Source organism: Allocatelliglobosispora scoriae, assembly GCF_014204945.1.
Classification (GTDB): Bacteria; Actinomycetota; Actinomycetes; order Mycobacteriales; family Micromonosporaceae; genus Allocatelliglobosispora; species Allocatelliglobosispora scoriae.
In genome coordinates this window covers 3479441-3503483 of the sequence record NZ_JACHMN010000002.1, presented here as the reverse complement: position 1 = coordinate 3503483, position 24043 = coordinate 3479441, and the positions used below count along the sequence as shown (strand labels likewise).

The following is a 24043-nucleotide window of genomic DNA, read 5'->3' as shown; positions in this document are numbered from 1 at the left end:
ACTAGCGCAGCGTGAGCACCTGATGGGCGCGCTCGCTCGCGGAACGTCTGGCCGCAGGCACCGCAGCGGTCTCGGCCGCGAACGCCGGCTCGGCGCCGGGCCGCCACGGCAGCGCGGCGACGAGTGCGATCAAGGCCAGAGCCAGGGAATTCTCGGCGAGTACGCCGATGAGCCCGTCCTGGTAGTGCGAGTGCGCGGGAAGCTGGTGCTCGTAGGGCCAGATCGGTGAGATCAGGAAGAGCGCGTAGAACCCGACTGCGGCGATCATGTGCCGGAGCCCCACCCAGGCCGGGAACCACAGCGGCTCGCGCAGCCGGGTCCTGCCGATGCTGAAGCCGGGGCCCCTGGCGACCATGCCTCGGCTCGCAGCCCGGCGGCGCAGCGCCGCGTCGATCAGCACCACGACGGCCGGGATCACGAAGACCAGGTGGTGCGACCACGAGATCGGGCTGATCACGTTGGCGGTGAGCCCGATCAGCGCGAACGCGGTCAGCTCGTCACCCTCGGCGTGCGCGGCGGCGGCCCGGCTCAGCCCCACCGCGAGGATGAAGAAGGCGAACGTGATCCAGAGCAGCATCGGCGTCTGGAACGTGTCGTAGAGCCGCGCGAGCACCCCGGCGAGTGACTGGTTGGGCGTCATGTCCGCCTGGCCGACCCGGTTGGTCTGCCACATCACCGAGGTGAAGTAGGCGACCGACTCCGGCCGGGCCAGCACGAAACCGACCAGGGTGACTCCGACCGTGGTGCCGATCGCCGTCCAGAACGGCCGCCACTGGCGGCTGATCAGGAGGTAGACGATGAAGAGCGCGGGCGTCAGCTTGATCGAGGTGGCGAGGCCGATGCCCATGCCGGCCCAGCCGCCGTTCATGATGAACATCCGCAGGCGCCCGATGCCCGCCGCCGGGTAGGCCGGGGCCCGGCCGCGCAGCCGCAGCCCCAGCAGGTCGGCGATGATCAGGGCGAAGAGCAGGACGTTGACCTGCCCGTAGCCGAGGCTCTCGCGGACCGGCTCGATCGCGGTCGCGAGCGGCAGCGCCAGCCCGACGACGAACCACAGCGGCCAGCCCTGCCGGTCGGCGAGCGGCTTGAGCAGCACCACCAGCACGAACATCAACGCGGCGATGCTGAGTCCGATGTTGATGAAGCCCGCCGTCAGCATCGGCACCGCAGCCATCGGCAGCATCAGCAGCGCGGCGAAGGGCGGGTAGGTGTAGCCGAGCGTCGTGTTGGGTGCGACGTAGGTGTAGAGATCCCCACCGCCAGCCCACCAGACCGCCGCGCCGTGATAGATCTTCATATCGAAGAACTCGTATGGACGTCCGAACGCCTCCACCGCGTACCACGCGGCGACGCAGGCTGCGGCGACGATGCCGATCCGGACGATCGTTCCACGATCGAATCCACGGGTTGCACGACGGCCCAGGAGGTTGAGGCGCTGGAACGTTTGCACACCGGTCGGCATGACGTTGCCACCCCCACAATTCAGATGTCTTTCCCGCACGGGGGAACTATTCCGCCCAGGTCCATTGAGCAGCCTAGAACGGAGGGCCACTCCCGTACCTCCCGCGTTATCGTGTTGTGTCCGATCCCACGCTGTTTAGCGACATTTCTAGCCTGTTAACGCGGCCTGCACGGAAAAGGTGATTCACGCCACACAGGACACGCTAGCTGGGCAAACGTCGTCCGACCTGTGTGGCGCGCGCCACAAGTTTCGCCTCCCGCGACGCCGTACGCGCTGCTCGGCGTACCGATCGCTGCGTATCGGCGTAGAGGCGGCGGGTGCGCCACGGCAGGCCCGGTTTGCCTTGCGTGTCGACAGCGGCTAGGAGCAGTCCGGCGAGGAGGCCCAGGTTCTTGACGAAGTGCACCAGCTCGTCCTGCTTGGCGGCCTTGCCCTGGACACTCCAGAAGGGGTGGCCCACGATGGTCGCCGGGATCAGGGAGCCGGTGAGGGCTGCTGCGGCGGGGCGGACCGCCGTCCCCGTCGCGAGGAGCAGGCCGCCGCCGACCTGAATCGCCCCGTTGATGCGGATCAGCGCCTCGGCGGAGGTGGGCAGGCGTTGGTCGACCTTGGCGAGAGCGGGGCCCAGCCGATCGGTGATCGGTGCGGCCCGCTCGGCGTACCGGGAGGGGCGCAGCAGAGCCTGCGCACCGGCGGCGACGAAGACGGAACCGAGCAGGGCATGGGCGAGCGCGCGGACGGGAGCAGCCATGTGTCGATTTTGGCAGCTCAACGCCGAACGCGCGCGGGGACGGGGAAACGGGTGCACGGGATGTCGGATGGAACCTCTACATTGGCCGCCATGTCAGCAGACCTCGCCGAGGCGTCGGTCGAGCGGTGGAGCGCCGATCAGGTCGCCGCCCTCGCCCCCGATCCGTCCAGCCTCAAGGCCGCCCGAGGGCTGGGCGCCGCCAAGTGGCAGGACCCCGGTGTGGCGGGCACGAGCCTGTGGGGGCTCTGCAAGGGCAGCGCGACCTATCAGGTCTGCGTCGACCTCGCCGAGCCGGCATACAGGTGCTCCTGCCCCAGCCGTAAATTCCCGTGCAAGCACGCTCTCGGCCTGCTCCTGCTCTGGTCGGCCGGGTCGGTCGGCACCGGCGAGCCGCCCGCCTGGATGGCGGAGTGGCGGGCCTCCCGGGCCGAGCGCGCGGCCAAGGCCGAGAAACGGGCGGAGAAGAGCGAGGCCGATCCCGCCGCGATCCGGGCCGCCGCCAGGCGGGCCGAGAAGCGCGACGAGCGGGTCTCGGCGGGCGTCGCCGACCTGGACCGCTGGGTCACCGATCAGATCCGCGACGGCCTCGCCGGTCTTTCGCACGCCGGTTACCAGCACTTCGACACGGTGGCGGCGCGCATGGTGGATGCCGCCGCTCCCGGCCTCGCCACCGCCGTGCGCCGCCTCGCCGGACTCGCGGTCGCGGGCAATGCCGACGCCCTCCTCGCTGAGCTCTCCCTGCTGCACCTCTTGACCAGGGCATATGCCCGCATCGACGAGTTGCCCGAGCCGCTCGCCGCCACCGTTCGCGGCCGGATCGGCACGCCGACCCCCGCGGAGCAGATTCTCGCCACCGAGCCCGCCCGGGACGTCTGGCAGGTCGTCGGCTCCCGCGACGAGGTCGACGAGCGGCTCACGACGCGGCGCGTGTGGCTGCGCGGGCGGGCCAGCGGTCAGGCCGCGCTCGTCCTCTCCTTCGCGGTCGCCGGGCAGCCGCTCGCCGCAGACCTCGTCGTCGGCACCGAGGTGGAGGCAGACATCTGCTTCTACCCCGGCGCCGTCCGGCTGCGCGCCCTCGTCGCCAAGCGGCATGGCGCCGCCGCCTCCTGCTCCGCCCCGGCGGGCGCGGTCGGGATCGACGCGGCGGTCGCCGAGTTCGCCGCCGCGATCGCGGCGGAGCCGTGGCTGGACGCCTGGCCGGTGCTGCTCCACGAGGCGGTCCTCGCTCCGCCGACGACCCCGCAGGCCGTCTGGACCGTCGCCACCGGTGGCCACGCCATGCCGCTGCACCCCGGTGCGCCCTCGCCGTGGCGGCTCGCGGCGGCGACGGGTGGGCGGCCGTCGACGATCGCCGCCGAGCTCACGCCGGCCGGACTCCGACCGCTCGCGGGCTGGACGGAGACGGGAGTGGTGCGACCATGACGCTTGTGATCAGTGCTCTCGACCGGACCGAGATCGGGGTGGGTTCGCGATGACCGGCAGCTGGCAGGAACTCCTCTCCACGGCGCTGGTCGGGACCCGGCGGCGCGCGCTGCCCGCCGTGACCGACGCCGACGCTCTGGGAGCAGTGCTCTCGGCGGTCGATGTCGCCGACCCGGCGACGGCGCTGCTCGACCGCGCGGCGATCCACACGACCCATCGCCGTGCCGGACTCACCGCGTCGGCGGCGGGTGACGCCGTGGTCGAGGCGCCCGCCGACGATCGGCGACCGGTGCCCCCGGCCGCCGCCCAGCGCATCGTGGGGCTGCTCGCCGACTCCGGCGACCGCGGCCTCGTCGGGGAGTGGCTGGCCCTCGCCAACGCGCGCGATCTCGTCGCGCCCGCCCAGCTCCTGCCCGATCTGCTGGAGCTGGCCCGACGGCGGCCGGAGCTGCGTGATCGGGTGCTGACCGCGGGCGGCACGCGGGCCACGTGGCTCGCCAGGCTGCGTCCCGAGTGGGCGGTGCTCATCGAGGAGGTCCAGGCCCCGGTCGAGGATCCGGCCCGCTGGCACGAGGGGACGATCGTCGAGCGGGTCGCCTACCTGACCGGGCTGCGGCGGACCGATCCCGACGCCGCGCTCGCGCTGCTCACCGAGGTCTGGCCGGACGAGCCGCACGCCGAGCGGACCAAGCTGATCGAGGCGCTCCGCACCGGGCTCAACGCGGCCGACGAGGCGTTCCTGGAGGAGGCGCTCGACGACCGGCGCAAGGAGATCCGGGATCGGGCCGCCGAACTCCTCGGCAGCCTGCCCGGCTCGGCACTCGGCCAGCGGATGGCCGACCGCGCCGTGATGCTCGTGCGGGCGCACCGCCGGGCCGCCCGCCCCGATGTCATCCTCGTCGAGCCGCCGGCCGAGTGCGATCGCGCGATGCGCCGCGACGGCATTCCCGCCAAGGCGCCGCAGGGAGTCGGCGAGCGGGCGTTCTGGCTGGTCGAGATCCTGGCCCGGACCCCGCTGAGCGTGTGGACGAGGGGCTCGGCCGCCCTCGCCGCCACCCCCGGAGCGGTGCTCTCGCTCTCGGTCGCGGGCGACTTCGAGACGGAGTGGTCGCGAGGGCTCGCCCGGGCGGCGATCGCACAGGGCGCGGCCGAGTGGGCCGGTCCCCTCACCGACGCCCTCAGCGGCGCGGCCAACCTGCCGATCGAGGACCGGGTCGCCTTGGAGGAGCTCTTCTCGCTGCTGCCTGCGGAGGAGCGGACCGCCCGAGCGCGAGAGGCCTTCGCGGACAACTCCGCGATCGGCCCGGTCCGCGCCGTCGAGCTCGCACCCACCCCGTGGCCCAAGCCGCTCGCCGACACCGTCCTGGGCCACATCGCCGCCCAGGTCCCCAAGCATCGATACAGTGCCCGCGTCAGCGAGCTGTGCCGGCTCGGCGAGGCCGGCATCCCGGCGGAGCGGGCGGCCGACGTCCTCGCCCTCGCCACCTCGCTCGCCCGGCAGCACCCCGACCACCACGGCGTGACCGACCTGCGTCGCCTCGCCACCACTCTCAACCTGCGCCACGACATGCATAAGGAGTTCGCGTGACCGTCATCGAAGAGGCTGCGCCGGTCCTGCGGCCCCACGCCGAGCAGCAGTTCGCACACGAGCTCGCACAGCTGGCCAAGGATGACGACCGGCCCCGGCCGCCCGGCTGGCTGCTCTCGCCGCAGGCGGTCGTGACCTACCTGCTCGGTGACGACTCGATCGGCATCACCGCGAAATACGTCGGCCCTCGGCGGTTGATGGAGGTCGCCGTCGCGACGCTCGCGACCGACCGGGCGCTGCTGCTGCTCGGCGTCCCCGGCACCGCCAAGACCTGGGTCTCCGAGCACCTCACCGCAGCCATCAGCGGCGACTCGACGCTGCTCGTGCAGGGCACCGCGGGCACTCCGGAGGAGGCGATCCGCTACGGCTGGAACTACGCCAAGCTGCTCTCGGAGGGCCCCTCCCGGAGCGCTCTCGTTCCCAGCCCGGTCTATCGGGCGATGGCGCTGGGCACGATCGCCCGGGTCGAGGAGCTGACCCGCGTCCCGTCCGACGTGCAGGACACGCTGATCACCATCCTCTCCGAGAAGACCCTGCCCATCCCGGAGCTGGGCGAGGAGATCCAGGCCCGCAAGGGCTTCAACGTCATCGCGACCGCCAACGACCGCGACCGCGGTGTCAACGAGCTCTCCTCCGCGCTGCGCCGCCGCTTCAACACCGTCGTCCTGCCCGTCCCGGAGAGCGTCGAGGACGAGGTCTCCATCGTCACGCAGCGGGTCGCCTCGCTCGGCCGCTCCCTGGAGCTCCCGCCGGTGCCCGCCGCAGAGGAGGAGATCCGCCGGGTCGTCACGATCTTCCGCGAGCTGCGCTCCGGCGTCACCAGCGACGGCAAGACCAAGCTCAAGTCGCCCTCGGGCACCCTCTCCACCGCCGAGGCGATCTCCGTGCTCACCAACGGGCTCGCCCTCGCCGCCCACTTCGGCGACGGCATCCTGCGCCCCGGCGACGTGGCGGCCGGGATCATCGGTGCCGTGGTCAAGGACCCCGGCGCCGACGACGTGATCTGGCGCGAATACCTGGAGACCGTCGTGCGCGAACGCGACGGGTGGAAGCAGTTCTACCGGGCCGCCCGGGAGAACAGCCGGTGAGCACGCACGTCCTCGGCATCCGCCACCACGGTCCGGGCTCGGCCCGCGCCGTGCGGCGGACGCTGGAGAAGCTGCGCCCCGATCTCGTCCTCATCGAGGGGCCGCCCGAGGCCGACGAGCTGATCCCGCTCGTCGCGCACGAGCGGCTCCGGCCGCCGGTCGCGCTGCTCGCCTACCCGGTGGAGGGGGACGCGCCCGTCGAGACGGGTTCGCGAGCGGCCTTCTGGCCCTTCGCCGTCTTCTCGCCGGAGTGGCAGGCGATGCACTACGCGGTCACCGAGGGCGCCGCCGTGCGCTTCTTCGACCTGCCGGTGGCGTTCCGGTTCGCCGAGGAGAAGGGCACCGATCCGGAGCCCGAGTCGGCCCGGATCGATCCGATCGGCGCGCTCGCCGACGCCGCCGGCTACGACGACCCGGAGCGCTGGTGGGAGGACGTGATCGAGCACCGCCGCGACGGTGACGAGGTCTTCTCGGCGGTCGCCGAGGCGATGACGGCCGTGCGGACCGCGACCGGCTACAGCCACCCGGAGGATCTGCGGCGGGAGGCATACATGCGGACCGCGCTCCGGGCCGCCGTCAAGGAGGGGCACGAGACCATCGCGATCGTCTGCGGTGCGTGGCACGTGCCCGCGCTCATCGGCGATCTGCCCTCGGCCGCTCATGATGCCGCGCTGCTCAAGGGCTTGTCGAAGGCGAAGGTCGCGATGACCTGGGTGCCGTGGACCCACGGGCGGCTCGCCTCCTGGCAGGGCTACGGCGCGGGCGTCTCGTCGCCGGGCTGGTACCACCATCTCTTCACCACACCCGACCAGGTGATCGAGCGGTGGCTCATCAAGACCGCCGTGGCGCTGCGCCGGGCCGATTCGCCCGCCTCCACCGCGCACGTCATCGAGGGCGTTCGGCTCGCCGAGGCCCTGGCCACCCTGCGGGGCCGCCCGTTCGCCGGGCTCGCCGAGGTCACCGAGGCGACGAGAGCGGTGCTCTGCGAGGGCGACGAGATGCGGTTGGAGCTCATCCGGCGCAAGCTGATCGTCGGCGAGCGGCTGGGTGGCGTACCGGACGAGTCCTTGGCCGCACCGCTCCTGCGCGACGTCGCCTCGCTGCAGCGCAAGCTGCGCATGCCTGCGAAGGCTCTGGAGGACGAGCTCAAACTCGACCTGCGCAAGCCCATGGACCTGGGCCGGAGCCACCTGCTGCACCGGCTCCGCCTGCTCAAGGTCGAGTGGGGTAAGCCCGCCGCCGTCAGCAGCGGGGCGAAGGGCACCTTCTGGGAGAATTGGAAGCTCGCCTGGCAGCCGGAGTTCACGGTCGATCTGATCGCAGCGAGTGCCTACGGCGTGACCGTGGCCGCTGCCGCTGCCGGTGCCACCGTGGAGCGGGCCGCGCAGGCACCCGACCTCGCGACCATCACCGGCCTGGTGGAGAGCTGCCTGCTCGCCGGGCTCAACGACGCGCTGCCGCCGGTGCTCGTCGCGCTCGACGACCGGATCGCGCTCGGCACCGACGTGCTCGCGCTGATGGCTGCGCTGCCGCCGCTGGCGCGCTCGCTGCGCTACGGCGATGTGCGGGGCACCGACGCCGGTGCGCTGCGGGGCGTCACCGGTGGCCTGGTGACGAGGATCTGCGTGGGGCTCAGCTCCGCGCTGACCGGACTCGACGAAACCGCCGCCCGGGAGGTGCGGGAGCGGCTCGACGCGTGCCACTCCGCGGTGACCCTGATCGACGAGGCCGAACTGACCGAGGTGTGGCGCGAGACCCTCGCCAAGACCGGTGCGCGTGACGATCTGCCGGGGCTGATCAGCGGCCGGGTCGTGCGGCTGCTGCGCGACTGCGAGCGGCTCGACGCCGACGACGTGGCGCTGCGGCTCGGCCGGACCCTCACGATCGGTGAGCCGCCCGCCCGGGCGGCCGGGTTCATCGAGGGATTCTTCTCCGACGGCGCGACCCTGCTGATCCACGACGATCGGCTGCTGCTCCTGGTGGACCGGTGGCTGAGCGAGATCCCCGCCGACTCATTCCTGGAGGTCCTGCCGCTGGTCCGGCGTACGTTCGGGGCCTTCGCGGCACCGGAGCGGCGCACGATCGGCGAGCGGGCCAGGCACCTGCACAGCCCCGGTCGGCACGCCGGTCAGGGCGGCGACGAGGTGCCGATCGACCTGGCGCGGGCCGATGCGGCCCTGCCGACGCTGGCACTCCTGCTCGGCCTGGAGACGCGATGACTCCCCCTGGACCCACGATGACTTCCCCTGGACCCGCGGTGACCACGTCCGGACCCTCGATGAGCCCCCTGGAGGCGCGATGAGCAGCGAGATCGACGGACCGGTTCAGGGCGCGGAGGCCGAGCGGCTCCGGCGCTGGCGGCTGGCGCTCGGCGGTGAGCCGGGTGCCGACGGCACCGGCGTGGGGCTCTCCGGCAACGACGCCGGGGTCGACGCCGCGCTCGCCGCGCTCTACCGCTCCTCGGAGGGCCAGCAGTCGGGGGGCCGCTCGGCCGGGCTCGGCGCCTCGGCACCCAGCATGGCTCGCTGGCTGGGCGACATCCGTCGCTACTTCCCCTCCACCGTCGTGCAGGTGATGCAGACCGACGCGATCGAGCGGCTCAACCTCACCCGGCTGCTGCTGGAGCCGGAGATGCTGGAGGCGGTCGAGCCCGACGTTCACCTGGTGGGCACCCTGCTCTCGCTCAACCGGGCGATGCCCGAGAAGACGAAGCAGACCGCTCGACAGGTCGTCCGCGCGGTGGTGGAGCAGGTCGAGAAGCGGATCGCCCAGCGGACCCGGACGGCGATCACGGGCGCGCTCAACCGCTCGGCCCGGATCAGCCGCCCGCGCCACGCCGACATCGACTGGAACCGCACGATCAAGGCGAACCTCAAGCACTACCAGGCGGAGTACTCCACGATCGTGCCGGAGCGGCTGGTCGGATACGGACGCAAGATCCGTTCGGTCCAGCGCGACATCGTGCTCTGCGTGGACCAGTCCGGTTCGATGGCCGCCTCGGTCGTCTATTCGAGCATCTTCGCGGCGGTGCTCGCGTCGATGCGCTCCGTCCGGACCTCGCTCGTCGTCTTCGACACCGCGGTGGTCGACCTCACGCCGCAGCTCCAGGACCCTGTCGAGGTGCTCTTCGGCACCCAGCTCGGCGGCGGCACCGACATCAACCGGGCGATCGCCTACGGCCAGACGCTGATCACCCGGCCCCGCGACAGCATCTTCGTGCTGATCAGCGACCTTTACGAGGGCGGGGTACGCGACGAGATGCTGCGCCGGGTCGCCGCGATGCTGGCGGCCGGGGTGCAGGTCATCGTGCTGCTGGCACTCTCCGACGAGGGTGCTCCGGCCTACGACCGGGACAACGCGGCGGCGCTGGCTGCGCTGGGTGTGCCCGCTTTCGCCTGCTCACCCGATGCCTTCCCGGACCTGATCGCAGCGGCGATCGAACGCCGACCGCTCCCGGTGCCGGCCGCCTAACGGAGCTGCTTGAGGCAGAGGACGAAATCCAGGGAGTCCAGGGCGGAGTCGTAAGAGAAGTTGTACTCATAGCCGACGACGGGTTTGCAGCGGTTGTCGGCGTCGATGGTGCCGTCGAAGCGCCGCAGCACCTGATAGCCGCCGGGGCCGCAGGAGATGATGTTGAGCAGTGGCTCCTGCGCCGTGCCCTCGATGGCGACGCACTCGCCCTCGGCGACGAAACGGGCACCCTGCTCTCGCGCACTGGGCGGTGCGGTCAGCGCAGGTGTCGCGATCGCCGTGGCCGTGGCCGTGGTCGGCCGACCGGTGACGGCGGGCAGCACCAGCACGATGACGAGCGCGAGCGCGCCGAGGATGGAGAGCACTCCGGCCACGATCAGCAGCATCGGCGCCACGCCGCGCCGCGGTGTCCGGTCGTCGTCAAGACTCATCTACCCTCCCATCGCACGGAAACGGTAGCGTGCCCGGGTGACAACGGCCTCGACACTCCTCACCCTCGGATCCGCGCTGGTCGGCGCCCTGGTCGGCGTGGTCACCCCGCTGCCGGCCTACCGTCGCAGCGTCGATTACGACGAGCCGCTCCGGTCGGACTGCGCGAAGTGCGGCTCGCCGCTCCCCTCCGTCACCGCCTTCCCGATGCGCTGTGTCGGCTGCCGCGAGCGGCTCGGTCCGAGCCGGGTGTGGACGATTCCCGTCGGCGCGCTCGCCTTCGGGGTGCTGGCCGCACTCATCTCCAACCCGTTTGTGCTGCTGGCGGCCTTGATCCTGGCGGGTCTGGCGCTGCCGCTCGCCGCGATCGACCTGGCGGTGCTGCGGCTGCCGGATCGGCTGGTGCTGATCGGGTTCGTCACGACGGCGGTGCTGCTGTCGGTCGCGGCCCCTGGTCGACGGCGAGTGGTCGCTCCTGCTGCGAGCGGCCGAGGGCGGCGCCGTCTGCTTCGCCGTCTATTTCGTGCTGGCCGTGCTGCCGGGGGCGTCGCTGGGGTTCGGGGACGTGAAGCTCGGCGCGGTGATCGGCCTGTTGCTCGGCTATCTCGGCTGGGGAGCGGTGATCCTGGGTCTGATGCTGCCCTGGTTGGTCAACGCCCCCGTCGCGGTGGTCACCATCGTCCGCCATGGGCGTAAGGCTTCCCAGCCGTTCGGGCCCGCGCTGCTGGCCGGATCGTTCTTCGCGATTGCTGTGCTAGGTGTGATGCACCGATAAGTCGGAAAGCCGACTTCGATCATGAGTGCTGCGGAGCGGGGTTGCTACTCACCTCTGACCTGCGGTAACGCGGTCCGGGAGTGGATCTGTTTGACCGATTGGCGAGTATCTATCGTATGATCGGCTAGTTTTGCCGTCGGTCAGGGGATAAGGCGTGTCGGGTTGACTGACTGACGAATGTGGGGCTGCCCGGCAGGCTGCCTCAATGTCGGCCGTGCAGCCGGCACTCCATAATCACCGGTCCGGACACGCTGGTCCGGGTTACCAGGGGGTGTCTCCCACATGCTCAAGCTCTACACGAAGGCCCGGGCTCTGCTCGCCACCAACGACGACGGTGTGACTGCGGCCGAGTACGGCCTCATTCTCGTCCTGATCGTCGTCGCCATCGCGGGTCTCGTCGGAGGCCTCGGCACCGTGATCGCCGACGCGTTCGAGCGGGCCACCGCAGGGTTCGGCGGCGATGGTGGCGGCGACGGCGGCGGCGACGGCGCGTAACCGAGCCGAGTCCTGATAGCCGATCAACACCGATGCGTACCCTCTTGGCTGGGACATATGGCGTCGTACGCCGTGACGACCGCGGTGTCACCGGCGCCGAGTACGGTCTGATCGCTGCCGTCATCATCACGATGATCGTCGGACTGGTTTGGCTGTATGCAGCACAGGTTGCGGAGTTGTTCGGCCAGTACCAGATCCCTGAGTAACGGATGGCGGCAGGGACGGGGCCCTGCCGCCATCATGCGCGACCTTGTATAGGAGTTGGCGATGAAGAGAAGGTCCCGAACCGGCGACCGTGGTGCGGCTGCGGCTGAGTTCGCACTGGTTCTGCCGCTACTCCTTCTGCTCGTCTTCGGCATCATCGACTTCGGTCGGATGATCAATCAACAGCTCACCCTGACGGAGGGCGCGCGCGAGGGCAGCCGTCTCGCCGTGGTCGTGCCCGGCTCCAGTGACAGCGCCATCGAGGCCCGTGTGCGTCTCGTCGCCGCCGATGCTCATGTCGTGGGCCCGGTGACCTCATGCCGCAACGCCGCAGCCGGTGCCCAGGTGACCGTGACCGCGACGAAGACGTTCGAGTTCGCCACTCCCGTCGGCGTCTTCGCGGCGTTCTTCGGCGCTGGTGGCGTCGGCGGCAATTTCACGATGACCGGCGAGGGAGTCGGCACATGCCGCTCATGAGCCGGGTCCGCTCCCGCCGGTTCGGTGACCGAGGCGGCGTCACCACCATCGTCGCCGTCCTCCTGAGCGCCGGTGTGCTGCTCGGCATGGGCGCTCTGGCGATCGACGTGGGCCGCATCTATCTGGAGCGCGAAGAACTGCAGTCCGGCGCCGATGCCGCCGCGCAGAACATCGCCAGCAATTGCGCGCACCAGCGGACGGACTGCGCGTCGATCGGAGACGCCAGCGCCGCCGCTGACGCCAACGCCAAGGACGGCCGCACATACGTAGAGGAGATCTGCGGCCGGGACGCGAGCCTCGTGGTGAGTCTGGCGCCCTGCGGCCCCAGCGCCGGCAGCACGGTCACCGACTGCATCGGTACGCCGGCACCCGGCCTCAACTACGTCGAGGTTCGCGTTCGTACCGAATCGGCCGGCGGCGGCTCCCTGCTTCCCTACTCCTTCGCGCAGTCGATCGCGGGTGTCGGCGACGGTGCCACCGTGCGGGCGTGCTCCCGGGTGGCCTACGGCCCGCCGACCAGGGCGACCGCGATCGCGATCCGGGACTGCATGTTCGACGAGGTCAAGTCCGACCTCGTCGACCTCCCGCCATGGACCTCCGGCTACCCGGCCACCTCCCAGGAGTCGGTGCTCCACCTCGACGGCAAGCGCGGCGCGGGCAAGCCCGACGTCCCCACGTGCGCGGCCGCCTCCGGCAAGCCCTCCGGCTGGGACGACGCGGGCGGTTTCGTCTGGGTCGACCGCGTTCGCGGCGGCGGTTGCCAGACCGCGGTGAACGTCACGGTCAACCAGGACACGCCGCCCGCCAACGGTGCGCCGAGAGGCTGCCGGAACCTGCTCGACAGCCGCATCGCGTCGCGGCAGCCGCTCGTCGTCCCGCTCTTCGACGAATGGAGCCCCGCCTCGCCGGGCAACCACGACTACGCGCTTCAGCGCCTCGTGGGCTTCGTGGTGACCGGCTACTATCTCGGCTCCGGCTTCGCCAACAGCAGGCCCTCCGACTTCGGTGGCTCTCACTGCAGCGGTCCCGAGCGCTGCATATACGGATACTTCGTGAACCTGCCCTTCGTCGCGGGCGATGTCGGGCCGGACATCGGCCTTGAAGACGGCACAGTCGCCCTCAACACGAGCGGCTGACTCGACCTCGTGAATCGAACTCTAGATAGGACCAACCCTTCATGACCCGGCGAATCATCGGCGTGATCCTGGCCATCATCCTGGCCGTCCTCGGCACCGGCGCCGTGCTGCTCTACGTGGCGTCGGCCAAGAACACGGTCACGGACGGACAGACTGCGGTCCGCGTACTCGTGGCCAAGCAGCGGATTCCGGCCGGCACCTCGGGCTCCAGCGTGCGCAAGATGACCGAAGAGATCGTCATGCCGCGGAGCAGCCTCCCCGAGGACGCGCTGCAGAGCATGCCGATCGAGCTCGACAAGCTCGTGGTCACCAGCGACGTGCAGCCGCGCCAGCTCGTCCTGCGGGGCATGTTCGGTCAGGCGACGAAGCTCTCCGGCGGCATCTCCGTCACCGAGAAGCTGATCGCCGTCAGCGCCAAGTTCAAGGCAGAGGAGGAGGTCGGCGGCTTCGTCCGGCCCGGCTCCCAGGTGACGGTCTTTGCGACCTGCGTGGTGCTCGACCCCGAGTTCAAGAAGAAGTACGGCTCCGACAACACTGTGACGAAGGTCCTCCTCCCGAGGGTCGAGGTCCTGGCGGTCGGCGCCTATGGTGACGACGGTCAGACGTCGGCGCAGTCCGCCGACGAGCGGGCCAAGGCGGATAAGGCTCAGGACAAGGTCACGCTGCTCGTGACGGTGGCGGTCAACCAGGGTGACGCGGAGAAGCTCATCCATGCGATCCGTGCCTGCGACAGCGAGAGCACGTTCTCCACCGGCGGGCTCTACCTGGCCTTGCTGACTGACACGTCCGAAATCCGTCCCGGAGCGGGTATCGACAACACCCAGCTGTTGAAGTGATCCTCTCGGTGGAGAAAAAGCACAGCGGAGGGCACAGCAATGACGATCCTGTACGAGCAGTGGCAGCAGCAGGCACAGCAACTGGTCAAGCTTCTCGGTGACGACACGCACACAGTCACGAGTGCTGACGCTCTGGTAGAGCGGATCAACACGGACCGCGAGGAGATCCTCGTCATCCTGGGTCCGAGCACGCCACTCGCCGAAGCGGTCGGGTTCGCTCAGCAGTGCCGGCTGCGACGTCCGGCGCTCGGCGTGCTCCTGCTGCGCCAGCACCTCGACGTGAGCGTCATGTCCGAGGCGCTGCGGTCCGGCGTACGCGAGGTGGTCGACGCCGCGGACCACGCGGCGATCCTCGCTGCGTGCGCTCGGTCCAAGGACCTGTCCCGGCAGATCGGCAACGGCCCCCGCGTCAACGGCCACGTCTCCGATGCGGTCTCGACTCCGGGTGCCCCCGGCGAGAAGTTCGACGGGCAGATCGTCACGGTCTTCTCCGCCAAGGGCGGTGTCGGCAAGAGCACCATCGCCGTGAACCTCGCCGTGACGCTCTCCGACGGCGGCAAGCGCAAGGTCTGCCTGATCGACCTCGACCTCGCCTTCGGCGACGTGGGGATCATGCTGCAGCTCTCGCCGCTCAAGACGATCGCCGACGCCATTCCGGTCGCCGACCGGTTCGACGAGACGGGCTTCCGGGCGCTGCTCACGCCCTACCGGCCGGGACTGGACGTCCTGCTCGCCCCGGTCCAGCCCGCGCTCGCCGAGGATGTCCGCCGGGACCTGATCAGCGAGGTCGTGCAGATCGCCCGCGACAACTTCGAGTATGTCGTGATCGACACCGCGAGCTCGTTCAGCGAGCAGATGCTGGCCGCGCTGGACGCGACGCACCACTACATCCTGGTGGCGACGCCCGAGCTGCCGGCGCTGAAGAACCTCCGCGTCACGATCGACATGTTCGACCTGCTGGATTACCGACGGCAGGCCCGCACGGTGGTCCTCAACCGGGCCGACACGAAGGTCGGCCTCTCCAACGCCGACATCGAGCGGGTGCTCCGCGTCCCGGTCAACGGGTGGGTTCCGTCGAGCCGTGACGTGCCGGTCTCCACCAACTCGGGCGTGCCGCTCGCGGTGTCGCACCCCAACCACCCGATCAGCGTCGCCGTCCGCGATCTCGCGAACAAGCGCATCATCGCGGCTCGCTCCGAGGAGAAGTCCTCGGGGAAGAAGGGTCTCTTCGGCCGGAGCAAGGCATGAGCCTGCAGGACCGGTTGGGACAGAAGGCCTCGACGTCGTCGGGCACGCGCGAGCTGCAGGAACGGCTCGCCGCCGCGGCCGAGCACGGAAGCCACGGTGGCTCCGCGCCGGTCTCGGCGATGCCGGTCTCGAGCTCGGTGCCCATCTCCGGTGTCGGCGGCGGGTTCAACCGGCGCAGCACCCGCAAGGTCTACGACCCGCTCGCGGGTGTGCGGCGCCGGGCCCACGAAGCCCTGCTGGAACTGCTCGGACCGCAGCTCTACGACACCGTCGAGAACGACGAGGAGCTCGAACGCCGGGTCCGGCAGGCCCTGCCGGAGGTGCTCGCCAAGGAGGAGCAGGCGCTCTCCGCGGCCGACCGGGGCAATGCCTACCGGCAGATCCTCGACGAGATCCTCGGACACGGGCCGATCGAGCCGATGCTCCGGGACCCGGACATCACCGAAATCATGGTCAACTCCTGGGACCGGATCTATGTCGAGCGGGACGGCCAGATCAGCCCCGTCGACGCCGCCTTCATGGACGAGCAGCACCTCCGCCGCGTGATTGACAAGATCGTCTCCCGGGTGGGCCGCCGGATCGACGAGTCGAGCCCGATGGTCGACGCCCGCCTGCCCGACGGCAGCCGCGTCAACGCCGTGGTGCCGCCGGTCGCGATCGACGGCGCGGCGCTCACCGTCCGGAAGTTCTCGGCGGACCCGTTCACCATCGAGGACCTGCTGCGCTTCGGCACGATGACCCCTGAAGTCGCGGACCTCCTCCACGCCTGCGTGCAGGGCCGCCTCGACATCGTCATCTCCGGCGGTACGGGCACCGGCAAGACCACCCTCCTCAACGTCATCTCGTCCTACCTCCCCGAGTCCGAGCGCATCATCACGATCGAGGACTCGGCGGAGCTCCGGCTTGACCAGGAGCACGTGCTGCGGATGGAGTACCGCCCGCCGAACATGGAGGGCCGGGGCGAGGTCACCATCCGCGACCTGGTGCGCAACGCACTGCGGATGCGACCCGACCGGATCGTCGTCGGTGAGGTCCGTGACGGCGCCGCGCTCGACATGCTCCAGGCCATGAACACGGGCCACGACGGCTCGCTCACCACCGTGCACGCCAACACGCCACGCGACTCGGTCTCCCGACTGGAGACGATGGTGCTGATGGCGGGCATGGACCTGCCCATCCGCGCCGTCCGGGAGCAGATCGCCTCCGCGGTCGACCTCATCGTGCAGCTCTCCCGCATGCGGGACGGCTCCCGCCGCATCACCAGCATCTGCGAGGTGGTCGGCATGGACGGCGACAACGTGAAGATGCAGGACATCTTCGCCTTCGATTTCCGGGCCGGCCAGGACCAGTACGGCCGCCACCAGGGCGTCCTCCGCAGCACTGGGATCCGGCCCAACTTCCTCGACGTGCTCATCGACCACAACATCCCGGTCCCGCCCGACCTGTTCGGCCGTGACCTGATGGGAGCCTGATCCGTGCGACCTCGTTGGCGTCATTCGGCGATCGTGGCCCTCTCGGCCGTCGCCATCCTCGCGTTCCCCGCAGCGGCCCGGGCTGACGGCAGCCTCTCCGTGACCGGCCTGCAGCAGGAGTTGGGGCTGGTGAACTTCTACCTCTCCGGCGTCGACCTGCCGGTCGGGAGCACGCTGGCGGCGAAGAACCTCACCGTCACGGCGCGGGACGAGAAGCTGACGGTCACCGCCGACCACGTCGCCGCCAGCACCAACCCCGACGCGCCGAAGCGTGCCGCGGTCCTGGTGCTGGACACGTCGGCATCGATGACGGCGGGCAACGCGCTCGGTGCGGCGAAGGCGGCGGCCAAGCAGTATGTCCAGGCTCTGCCGAGCGACGTCCAGGTCGCCATCGTCACCGCCGGCGCGCCGACGACCAACCCGCTGGGTCTCACCACCGATCGTGCGAAGGTCTTCAGCGCCATCGACGCGCTGCAGGCTGCGGGCGGCGGAACCGCGCTCTATGACGGGCTGCAGTCGGCGAGCACGATGCTCCGCGACAAGAAGCTGGGCGAGCGGCGGATCGTGCTGCTCGCCGACAGCGCCGACACCGGCTCCACCAGGAAGCAGACCGAAGCGGTCGATTCGGTGACCGGCATGCCGGTCGACAGCATCGCGCTGAAGACGGACGAGGAGACGACCTCGCTCCTGACGAGCCTGTCGTCGAAGACCGGCGGCAAGCTCTTCGAGGTCGCGAGCCCGGACGCGATCGCCGGGGCATTCGCCGAGGCGGCCACCTCCTTCTCCCTCCAGCTCCTGGTCCACGTGCAGATCCCGGCGGAGATGGCCGGTCTGACGATCCGGCTGACGGTCACCGCCGATCTCCCGGGCGGCCTTCTCACCACGGAGATCCCGGTCACGCTGGTGGCGGACCCCAAGGCGCCGAAGGCGTTCGAGGAGACCACGGTCGGGATGCCGCTGTGGATGCAGGCCGGGCTCGGTTCGGTGGTCTTCATCGCGGTCCTCGTGATCGGGCTGCTCCTCTTCTCGCCGCTGATCGACTTCGCCAGCCGCCGCCGACGCATCGCGCAGGTCGACGACTTCTCGATCGCCAGCCGCACCCGCCAGGCCGAAGAGCCACAGTCCGACAGCCCGGTGGCCGCCGCCGCGCTCGCACTGTCCCAGCAGCTCATGGGGCGTGGCGACACGGAATCGAAGCTGGCGCTGCGCCTCGACCGAGCCGGTCTGCGCCTTCGACCGTCGGAGTGGATGCTGCTGCGGGTGCTCGCGGTGATCGCTCTCGGCGTACCCATGGCGATCTTCATTCATGTGCTCTGGGGTGTGCTCATCGGCGCACCGGCGGGCTGGTTCCTGACCGGGCTCTACCTCAGCATCAAGTCGGACAAGCGGACCAACGCCTTCGCCGAGCAGCTCCCCGAGGCGCTGCAGCTGATCATCGGCTCGCTCCGGTCGGGATTCTCGCTGCCGCAGGCGGTCGAGGCGATGGTCAAGGAGTTCCCGGAGCCGATCAACGGCGAGTTCGGCCGGGCCATCGGTGAGACCCGGCTCGGCATCGACATCGAGGACGCGCTGGACCGCATCGCGACCCGCATGCGCAGCGCCGACCTGGCCTGGACGGTCATCGCGATCCGGGTGCAGCGCGAGGTCGGCGGCAATCTCGCCGAGGTGCTCACCAACACCGTCGCGACGATGCGCGAGCGCGAGCAGCTGCGCCGCCAGGTCAAGGCGATCTCGGGTGAGGGACGGCTCTCGGCCGGTGTGCTCATCGCGCTGCCGATCCTCGTCTCGCTCTTCCTGCTGCTGTTCCGGCGGTCGTATATCGAGCCGCTCTATACGACAGGGCCGGGGCTGCTGATCCTCGGCCTCGCGATCGTGCTCATGTCGGTCGGCACCTTCTGGGTCAGCCGCGTGGTCAAGGTGGAGGTCTAACCATGTCGTACGCCATCCTGATCTTCGGTGCCGTCTCGATCTTCCTCGCGATCATCCTCGTCGTGGCGAGCCTCGCCACCGCCGGGCAGCGCCGCGCCTCGGTCGCGAAGGGCATGAACGTCATCGGCCAGGTCTACTCGCCGGGCGGAATCGAGGAGGGCGGGCCCAAGGGGACCGTTTCCCAGGTCACCTCGCTGGGCAAGACCTTCGCCTCCAAGGGCGCGACGGCCTGGCTGCAGAAGCAGCTCGACCGAGCGGGCAACCCCTCCGACTGGCCCGCTGAGCGGATCATGGAGATGCAGGGCATCTGCCTGCTGATCGGCCTCTTCCTGGTCCCGTTCGTCATCGTCTCCTTCGGCGGCGGTGTCGTGATGATCGTGTTGGGTGCGATCCTCGGCGCGGTGGTCGGCTTCTGGGTGCCGTTCTTCGCGATCTTCGATGCCGGTCAGCGCCGGCAGCAGCGCATCCAGCGGGATCTGCCGGATGCGTTCGACCTGCTCACCCTCTCGGTCGAGGCGGGTCTCGGCTTCGACGCCGCGCTCTCGCACGTCTCCACCACCATGCCCGGCCCGGTCGGCCGCGAGTTCGCCCGCGTGCTGCAGGAGATGCAGATGGGCTCCGGTCGTGGCGAAGCGCTGCGGGCGCTCGGTTCCCGGACGACGGTCGTCGAGTTCCGCGCCCTCGCCACCTCGATCGTCCAGGCGACCGAGCTCGGCGTACCGATCGCCACGGTCCTGCGCGAGCAGGGCAAGGAGATGCGGATCAAGCGCCGCCAGCGCGCTGAGGAACTCGCCAACAAGGTCTCCGTGAAGATCCTCTTCCCGCTGATCGCGTGCCTGCTGCCCGCCCTCTTCCTGGTGGTGCTGGGCCCCGCCGTCATCCAGCTCTACGCCCAGTTCGCCAACCGCTGAGCGGTTACAGCAAGCGCAACTGGCGGTCCCGTGGCCGGACCGGCTCGGTCTCCCCGAGCCGGTCGAAGAGCCCGGAGTCGATCGCGGCGAGGAAGGGCGTGGGCGAGCATTCCCGCTCGCTGCCATAGCGGAAGCGCCGCGCCGCGTGGCTGACGTAGAGGCGCTTCTGCGCCCGCGTCAGCCCGACGAAGAAGAGCCGCCGCTCCTCGGCGATCGCGGCATCGTCCGGCGGATTGCCGGGGAAACGCATCGGCAGCAGCCCGTCCTCGCAGCCGATGAGGAAGACCACCGGGAACTCCAGCCCCTTCGCCGCATGCAGGGTGAGCAGCGTCACCGCCTCGGCGCGCGGGTCGAGCGCGTCGACCTCCTGCCCCGACACGATCTCGGTGATGAAGCGCTCCAGATCCTCGCCGCAGCGCACGGCGAGCGGTGAGAGCAGCTCCGCCGCCGACCACAGCTCGTCGGGGGTGAAGGTGATCCCCAGGGCGGGCCGCTCGGTCAGCGCCGCCGCCGCCCGCCGCAGGCGAGCCGCGAGCGGCCCGCTCCCACCGGACAGGCGCAGCTCCGCGGCGAGTGCGGTCACGCCGGCCCGATCCCGCAGGCGGTCATGCGAGCGTTTCTGCACGGGTACGCCGACCCGCGCCAACGCGTCGACCACCGCAGCCGCCTGCGCGTCCGTGCGGTAGAGCACGGCGATGTCGGAGAAGGAGACGGTGACCCCGGTGACGCCACGCGTGTCGGCACGGGAGCGGTGCGACAGCCCGCCGACGAGCTCGTCGACCGTCCGCACCACGAAGTCCGCCTCGTCCTGTGCCCCGCTGGCCGAGTAGCGCCCGATCAGCGGCGCGTCGAGGTCGACCTTGGCCGGGTCCATCCGCCGACCCGGCACCAGTGACCAGGGCGTGATCGCCTGCGAGGCGGCCGCGATGATCGGGGCCGACGAGCGGTAGTTGCGGGTGAGCCGGACCACCCGGGAGTCGACGAAGTCGCGGGCGAAGCTGAGGAAGAAGGCGACGTCGGCACCCCGGAAGGAGTAGATCGCCTGGTCCGGGTCGCCGATCGCGCAGAGGTTGCCGTCCGGCGGGGCGAGGAAGCGCAGCAGTTCATACTGCCCCGCGTCCACGTCCTGGTACTCGTCGACGAAGACCCAGCTCCACCGGGCGCGATATTTGTCGACGAGCGACGGGTGGGCGCGCAGGATCTCCAGGGGGAGCGTGATCAGGTCGTCGAGCTGGATGACCCGGCCGGGGATCGCCTCCTCGGGCTCCGCGGTGATCGTGAAGTCGGCGGCGAGCCCGGCGAGTGCGTACTGCTCGCGCAGGATCGACAGGCCCAGCGAGTGGAAGGTCGCGACGGTGACGTCGTCGGCGACGGGACCCATCAGCGAGGCGAGGCGGTGGCGCAGCTCCTCGGCGGCTCGGCGGGTGAACGTGATCGCGAGGCAGGTCTCGGGGAAGACGTGCATCTCCGCGCAGAGGTAGGCGATGCGGTGCGTCAGCGTCCGGGTCTTGCCGGTGCCGGGACCGGCGACGATGAGCAGCGGACCGCCGGGCGCGGACGCGGCGACCCGTTGCATCGCGTCGAGCCGGTCGAGCAGGCCGGTGCCGACCTCCTCCATCCCGGCGAGCATCGGCTCGAAGGGTTCGTGCGGTGAGGCCGGTGTGGCGACGAGCGACGGGCTCTGCTCCGCCGGAGCCGGCTCGACCGGTGGCTCCTCCACCGGCTTGACCTGCTTCGGGGCTGCTCGGCGGCGCGGCTTCGGCACGGTCTCGGCGGCGGGCAGGTCGAAGAGCGTGTCGTCGCCCCGGCGCAGCTCGTCGGGGTCGAAGAGGCGAATCACGCCGTACTCCCCGTCGAAGCCCGGTGTCCGGCGCACGTCTCCTCGGCGCAGCCGCCCGATCGCCTCACCGAGCAGCTCGCCACCGGCGGCGGTGACCTCGTCGATCGGGGCGTCGAGCAGGATGCCCAGCTCCGACCCGAGCTCGGCGACGAGGTTGTTGACGACGCCCTCGACGGTCTTGCTGCGCGGGCCCACGCCGTTGAGCTCGCCGACGATCTCGGGCAGCTGGACGAGGTGGTGCACGCGGCTGGCGCGGGGCGACGGCTCACCCACCGGCCGGTCGGCGAGCGCCTCGATCCTCGCGAGCACGCCGACCGTGACCGGCTTGCCGCAGGCCGAGCAGAGGCCACCGGCGGCACGGGTCTCGTCGGGCGTCCAGTTGACGCCGCAGACCCGGTGCCCGTCGCCGTGGTATTTCCCCTCCTCGGGGAAGAACTCGATCGTCGCGGCGGGTCCGGCGCCGTCGCGCAGCGTGTCGCGCAGCGCGAAGTAATCGAGCGGTCCGGTGAAGACCGTCGCCTCGCGGGCGAGTGCCTGCGGCGAGTGCGCGTCGGAGTTGGAGACGAGCGCGTATCGGTCCAGCGACGAGACCCGCCAGTTCATCTCGGGGTCGCTGGAGAGCCCGGTCTCCACGGCGAAGATGTGGTCGGCGAGGTCGGCGTAGCAGTCGGCGATGGCGTCGAAGCCGCTCTTGGACCCGAGGGCGGCGAACCACGGCGTCCAGATGTGCGCGGGCACCAGGTAGCCGTCGGGGCTGCTCTCCAGCACGATCTCCAGCAGGTCGCGGCTGTCCAGCCCGAGGATGGGCCGGCCGTCGCTGGCGATGTTGCCGATCCGGGCCAGCGCCGTGTTGAAACGACCGGCCGCCTCCAGATCCGGCAGGTAGACGAGGTGGTGGACCTTGCGGGTCTTGTCGTCCCGCTTGTAGATCGTGGAGATCTCGACGGAGAGCATGAACCGGGTCTGCGCATCGGTCGCGGAGAGTCTCGGCGGCAGCTTCTGCGCGACATTCGCCTCAGCCTCGGCATTGAGCCGGAAGAGGCCGGGCTCCGCCTCGACGAGGGATTCGCGCAGGTGGGCGATCCACTGCGGGTGGGTGAAGTCGCCCGTGCCGAGCAGCGTGACGCCCTTGCGCCGCGCCCAGAAGGCGAGCGTCGGCAGATCGAGGTCCCTGCTGCACGATCGTGAATATCGCGAGTGGATGTGCAGATCCGCGACCCAGTGGGGGTGAGAGGTCTCCATCAAGGCATGCGGGGGCACGCGCGCATCCTGGCATGCCCGACCGACATCGGGCACACCGCCACGCTGTGCACGTTATTTAGATCGCAGTTGGACGAGCGTGATGTCCGGTGGTGCGCCGACACGGACGGGGGGTCCCCAGAAGCCCGCGCCGTTGGTGACGTAGATCTGCGTACCGTCGATCACGTCGTAACCCGAGACCACCGGCTGCTGGAGCGGTACGACAAGGTTGAACGGCACCATCTGCCCGCCGTGGGTGTGTCCGGAGAGCTGGAGGTCGACGCCGAACTTCGCCGCGTCGCGTACCTGAACCGGCTGGTGGGCGAGGAGGACGACCGCCTTGCTCGTGTCCCGGTCGCCGAGCGCCTTGCCCAGGTCGGCGCCGTCGTCGAACTGCGCGCCGGTCACGTCGTTGACCCCGGCGAGGTCGAGACCGCCGGGCAGCTCGACCCGCTCGTTGCGCAGCGGGCGCAGGCCCAGCTCGTCGACCTCGGCGATCCACTCCTCGAAGCCGGAGAAGTATTCGTGGTTGCCGGTGACGAAGAACGAGCCGTGCTTGGAGCGCAGGTCACGCAGCGGCTGCGCGGCTGCGCCGAGTTCGGCGACCGAACCGTCGACGAGGTCGCCCACGACGGTCACGATGTCGGCGTCGAGCCCGTTGATGATGTCGACGATCCGCTGGGTGTGCGCGCGTCCGGCCAGCGGGCCGAGGTGGATGTCGGAGACGAGGGCGATGCGGTACCCGTCCATGCTCCGGGGCAGCTTCGCCAGCGTGATCGCCTGCCGCTTGAGCCGTGGCGCGCCGAGGGCCTGGGTCACGCCGTAGCCGGTGGTGCCGACGGCGACGAGCCCGGCGGTGATGGCGAGGCCGCGGGAGATGGCCTGGCGGCGGGTGAGGTCGTCGCTGACGGGCTGCGGGAGCGGAGGTGTCTGGGTGGTGGCCGACGCGTGCACGATGTCCCGGCGGCGGCGCTGGAGCAGCGCGCGGGGTATCTCCAGCACGGCGAGGGTCACCAGCAGGTAGAACATGACCGCGAGCCAGAGGTAGCCGATGAGCGCGAGGGCGGCCATCCCGCTGAAGAGCCGGGTGAGCACGAGCGTGACCGGGATCAGCAGCGCCAGCCCCAGGATGACGAAGGTGCCGATGCGCCGACCGCGGCCCGGACCGGTCGTGTCCCGCACCAGCCGTCGCCAGAGGTAGTAGTGCACGCCGACGACGACTACGACGATGAGGACGAGGAAGACTGCCAACTGACCCACCCGACGATAG

At 70.5% G+C, this 24043-nt stretch carries 21 protein-coding genes; 15 read left to right on the top strand and 6 right to left on the bottom strand.

Features of this window, described 5'->3' with window-relative positions:
- Position 1 precedes the first annotated feature (1 nt).
- Together F4553_RS21595 and F4553_RS21590 are read right to left on the bottom strand one after the other, a co-directional pair.
- On the bottom strand, positions 2–1462 hold the full coding sequence (locus F4553_RS21595; protein WP_184838714.1) for a glycosyltransferase 87 family protein: 1461 nt from the start codon (positions 1460–1462) through the stop codon (positions 2–4).
- A 202-nt stretch (positions 1463–1664) separates the two neighbouring features.
- A complete protein-coding gene (locus F4553_RS21590) occupies positions 1665–2213 on the bottom strand; it encodes a DoxX family protein (RefSeq protein ID WP_184838712.1) in 549 nt (182 codons plus the stop codon).
- Positions 2214–2303: 90 nt separating this feature from the next.
- Here F4553_RS21590 and F4553_RS21585 point away from each other — a divergent pair, with 90 nt between their 5' ends.
- The 5 genes from F4553_RS21585 (at position 2304) to F4553_RS21565 (ending at position 9782) form a co-directional block, all read left to right on the top strand.
- Positions 2304–3635: an SWIM zinc finger family protein gene (locus F4553_RS21585; RefSeq protein ID WP_221469967.1), complete on the top strand. Its 1332-nt coding sequence runs from the start codon at positions 2304–2306 to the stop codon at positions 3633–3635.
- A gap of 49 nt (positions 3636–3684) precedes the next feature.
- A complete protein-coding gene (locus F4553_RS21580) occupies positions 3685–5223 on the top strand; it encodes a DUF5691 domain-containing protein (protein WP_184838708.1) in 1539 nt (512 codons plus the stop codon).
- Positions 5220–6311, top strand: a complete 1092-nt coding sequence (locus F4553_RS21575; RefSeq protein ID WP_184838706.1) for an ATP-binding protein — start codon at positions 5220–5222, stop codon at positions 6309–6311. Before F4553_RS21580 ends, F4553_RS21575 begins: the two co-directional genes overlap by 4 nt.
- A complete protein-coding gene (locus F4553_RS21570; RefSeq protein WP_184838704.1) occupies positions 6308–8530 on the top strand; it encodes a DUF5682 family protein in 2223 nt (740 codons plus the stop codon). Before F4553_RS21575 ends, F4553_RS21570 begins: the two co-directional genes overlap by 4 nt.
- Positions 8531–8609: 79 nt before the next feature.
- Positions 8610–9782 carry a VWA domain-containing protein gene (locus F4553_RS21565; RefSeq protein WP_184838702.1) on the top strand — a complete coding sequence of 391 codons (1173 nt, stop codon included), beginning with the start codon at positions 8610–8612 and terminating at the stop codon, positions 9780–9782.
- Here the strand turns inward: F4553_RS21565 and F4553_RS21560 are convergent.
- Positions 9779–10213, bottom strand: a complete 435-nt coding sequence (locus F4553_RS21560) for an LppU/SCO3897 family protein (RefSeq protein WP_184838700.1) — start codon at positions 10211–10213, stop codon at positions 9779–9781. The genes F4553_RS21565 and F4553_RS21560 overlap by 4 nt on opposite strands.
- 135 nt (positions 10214–10348) lie before the next feature.
- Positions 10349–10633, bottom strand: coding sequence for a hypothetical protein (locus F4553_RS21555; protein ID WP_184838698.1), 285 nt, complete (start codon positions 10631–10633; stop codon positions 10349–10351).
- 101 nt (positions 10634–10734) lie between these two features.
- Here F4553_RS21555 and F4553_RS21550 point away from each other — a divergent pair, with 101 nt between their 5' ends.
- The 10 genes from F4553_RS21550 (at position 10735) to F4553_RS21505 (ending at position 19694) form a co-directional block, all read left to right on the top strand.
- On the top strand, positions 10735–10986 hold the full coding sequence (locus F4553_RS21550) for a hypothetical protein (protein WP_184838696.1): 252 nt from the start codon (positions 10735–10737) through the stop codon (positions 10984–10986).
- A gap of 282 nt (positions 10987–11268) precedes the next feature.
- On the top strand, positions 11269–11481 hold the full coding sequence (locus F4553_RS21545; protein ID WP_184838694.1) for a Flp family type IVb pilin: 213 nt from the start codon (positions 11269–11271) through the stop codon (positions 11479–11481).
- A 32-nt stretch (positions 11482–11513) separates the two neighbouring features.
- A complete protein-coding gene (locus tag F4553_RS21540; RefSeq protein ID WP_184838692.1) occupies positions 11514–11687 on the top strand; it encodes a Flp family type IVb pilin in 174 nt (57 codons plus the stop codon).
- A 61-nt stretch (positions 11688–11748) separates the two neighbouring features.
- Complete coding sequence (locus tag F4553_RS21535) at positions 11749–12162, top strand: TadE/TadG family type IV pilus assembly protein (RefSeq protein WP_184838690.1); 414 nt, start codon at positions 11749–11751, stop codon at positions 12160–12162.
- Positions 12150–13298 (top strand): pilus assembly protein TadG-related protein, encoded by a 1149-nt coding sequence (locus tag F4553_RS21530; RefSeq protein WP_184838688.1) that lies wholly within the window; start codon positions 12150–12152, stop codon positions 13296–13298. Before F4553_RS21535 ends, F4553_RS21530 begins: the two co-directional genes overlap by 13 nt.
- A gap of 41 nt (positions 13299–13339) precedes the next feature.
- Positions 13340–14134 (top strand): Flp pilus assembly protein CpaB, encoded by a 795-nt coding sequence (cpaB, locus tag F4553_RS21525; protein ID WP_184838686.1) that lies wholly within the window; start codon positions 13340–13342, stop codon positions 14132–14134.
- A 39-nt stretch (positions 14135–14173) separates the two neighbouring features.
- The gene (locus F4553_RS21520) at positions 14174–15382 is read left to right on the top strand and encodes a CpaE/TadZ family protein (protein WP_184838684.1); all 1209 of its coding nucleotides are present in this window, start codon (positions 14174–14176) and stop codon (positions 15380–15382) included.
- Positions 15379–16854, top strand: coding sequence for a TadA family conjugal transfer-associated ATPase (locus F4553_RS21515; protein ID WP_246466442.1), 1476 nt, complete (start codon positions 15379–15381; stop codon positions 16852–16854). The genes F4553_RS21520 and F4553_RS21515 overlap by 4 nt, the downstream gene beginning before the upstream one ends.
- 3 nt (positions 16855–16857) lie before the next feature.
- Positions 16858–18783, top strand: a complete 1926-nt coding sequence (locus tag F4553_RS21510) for a VWA domain-containing protein (RefSeq protein ID WP_184838682.1) — start codon at positions 16858–16860, stop codon at positions 18781–18783.
- Positions 18784–18785: 2 nt separating this feature from the next.
- Entirely contained in the window at positions 18786–19694 is a 909-nt protein-coding gene (locus tag F4553_RS21505) for a type II secretion system F family protein (protein ID WP_184838680.1), read from the top strand.
- A 4-nt stretch (positions 19695–19698) separates the two neighbouring features.
- On the opposite strand, the gene F4553_RS21500 is transcribed toward F4553_RS21505, so the two are convergent.
- Together F4553_RS21500 and F4553_RS21495 are read right to left on the bottom strand one after the other, a co-directional pair.
- Positions 19699–22776 (bottom strand): UvrD-helicase domain-containing protein, encoded by a 3078-nt coding sequence (locus F4553_RS21500; RefSeq protein WP_184838678.1) that lies wholly within the window; start codon positions 22774–22776, stop codon positions 19699–19701.
- 72 nt (positions 22777–22848) lie between these two features.
- The gene (locus F4553_RS21495; RefSeq protein ID WP_184838676.1) at positions 22849–24033 is read right to left on the bottom strand and encodes a metallophosphoesterase; all 1185 of its coding nucleotides are present in this window, start codon (positions 24031–24033) and stop codon (positions 22849–22851) included.
- Positions 24034–24043 lie beyond the last annotated feature (10 nt).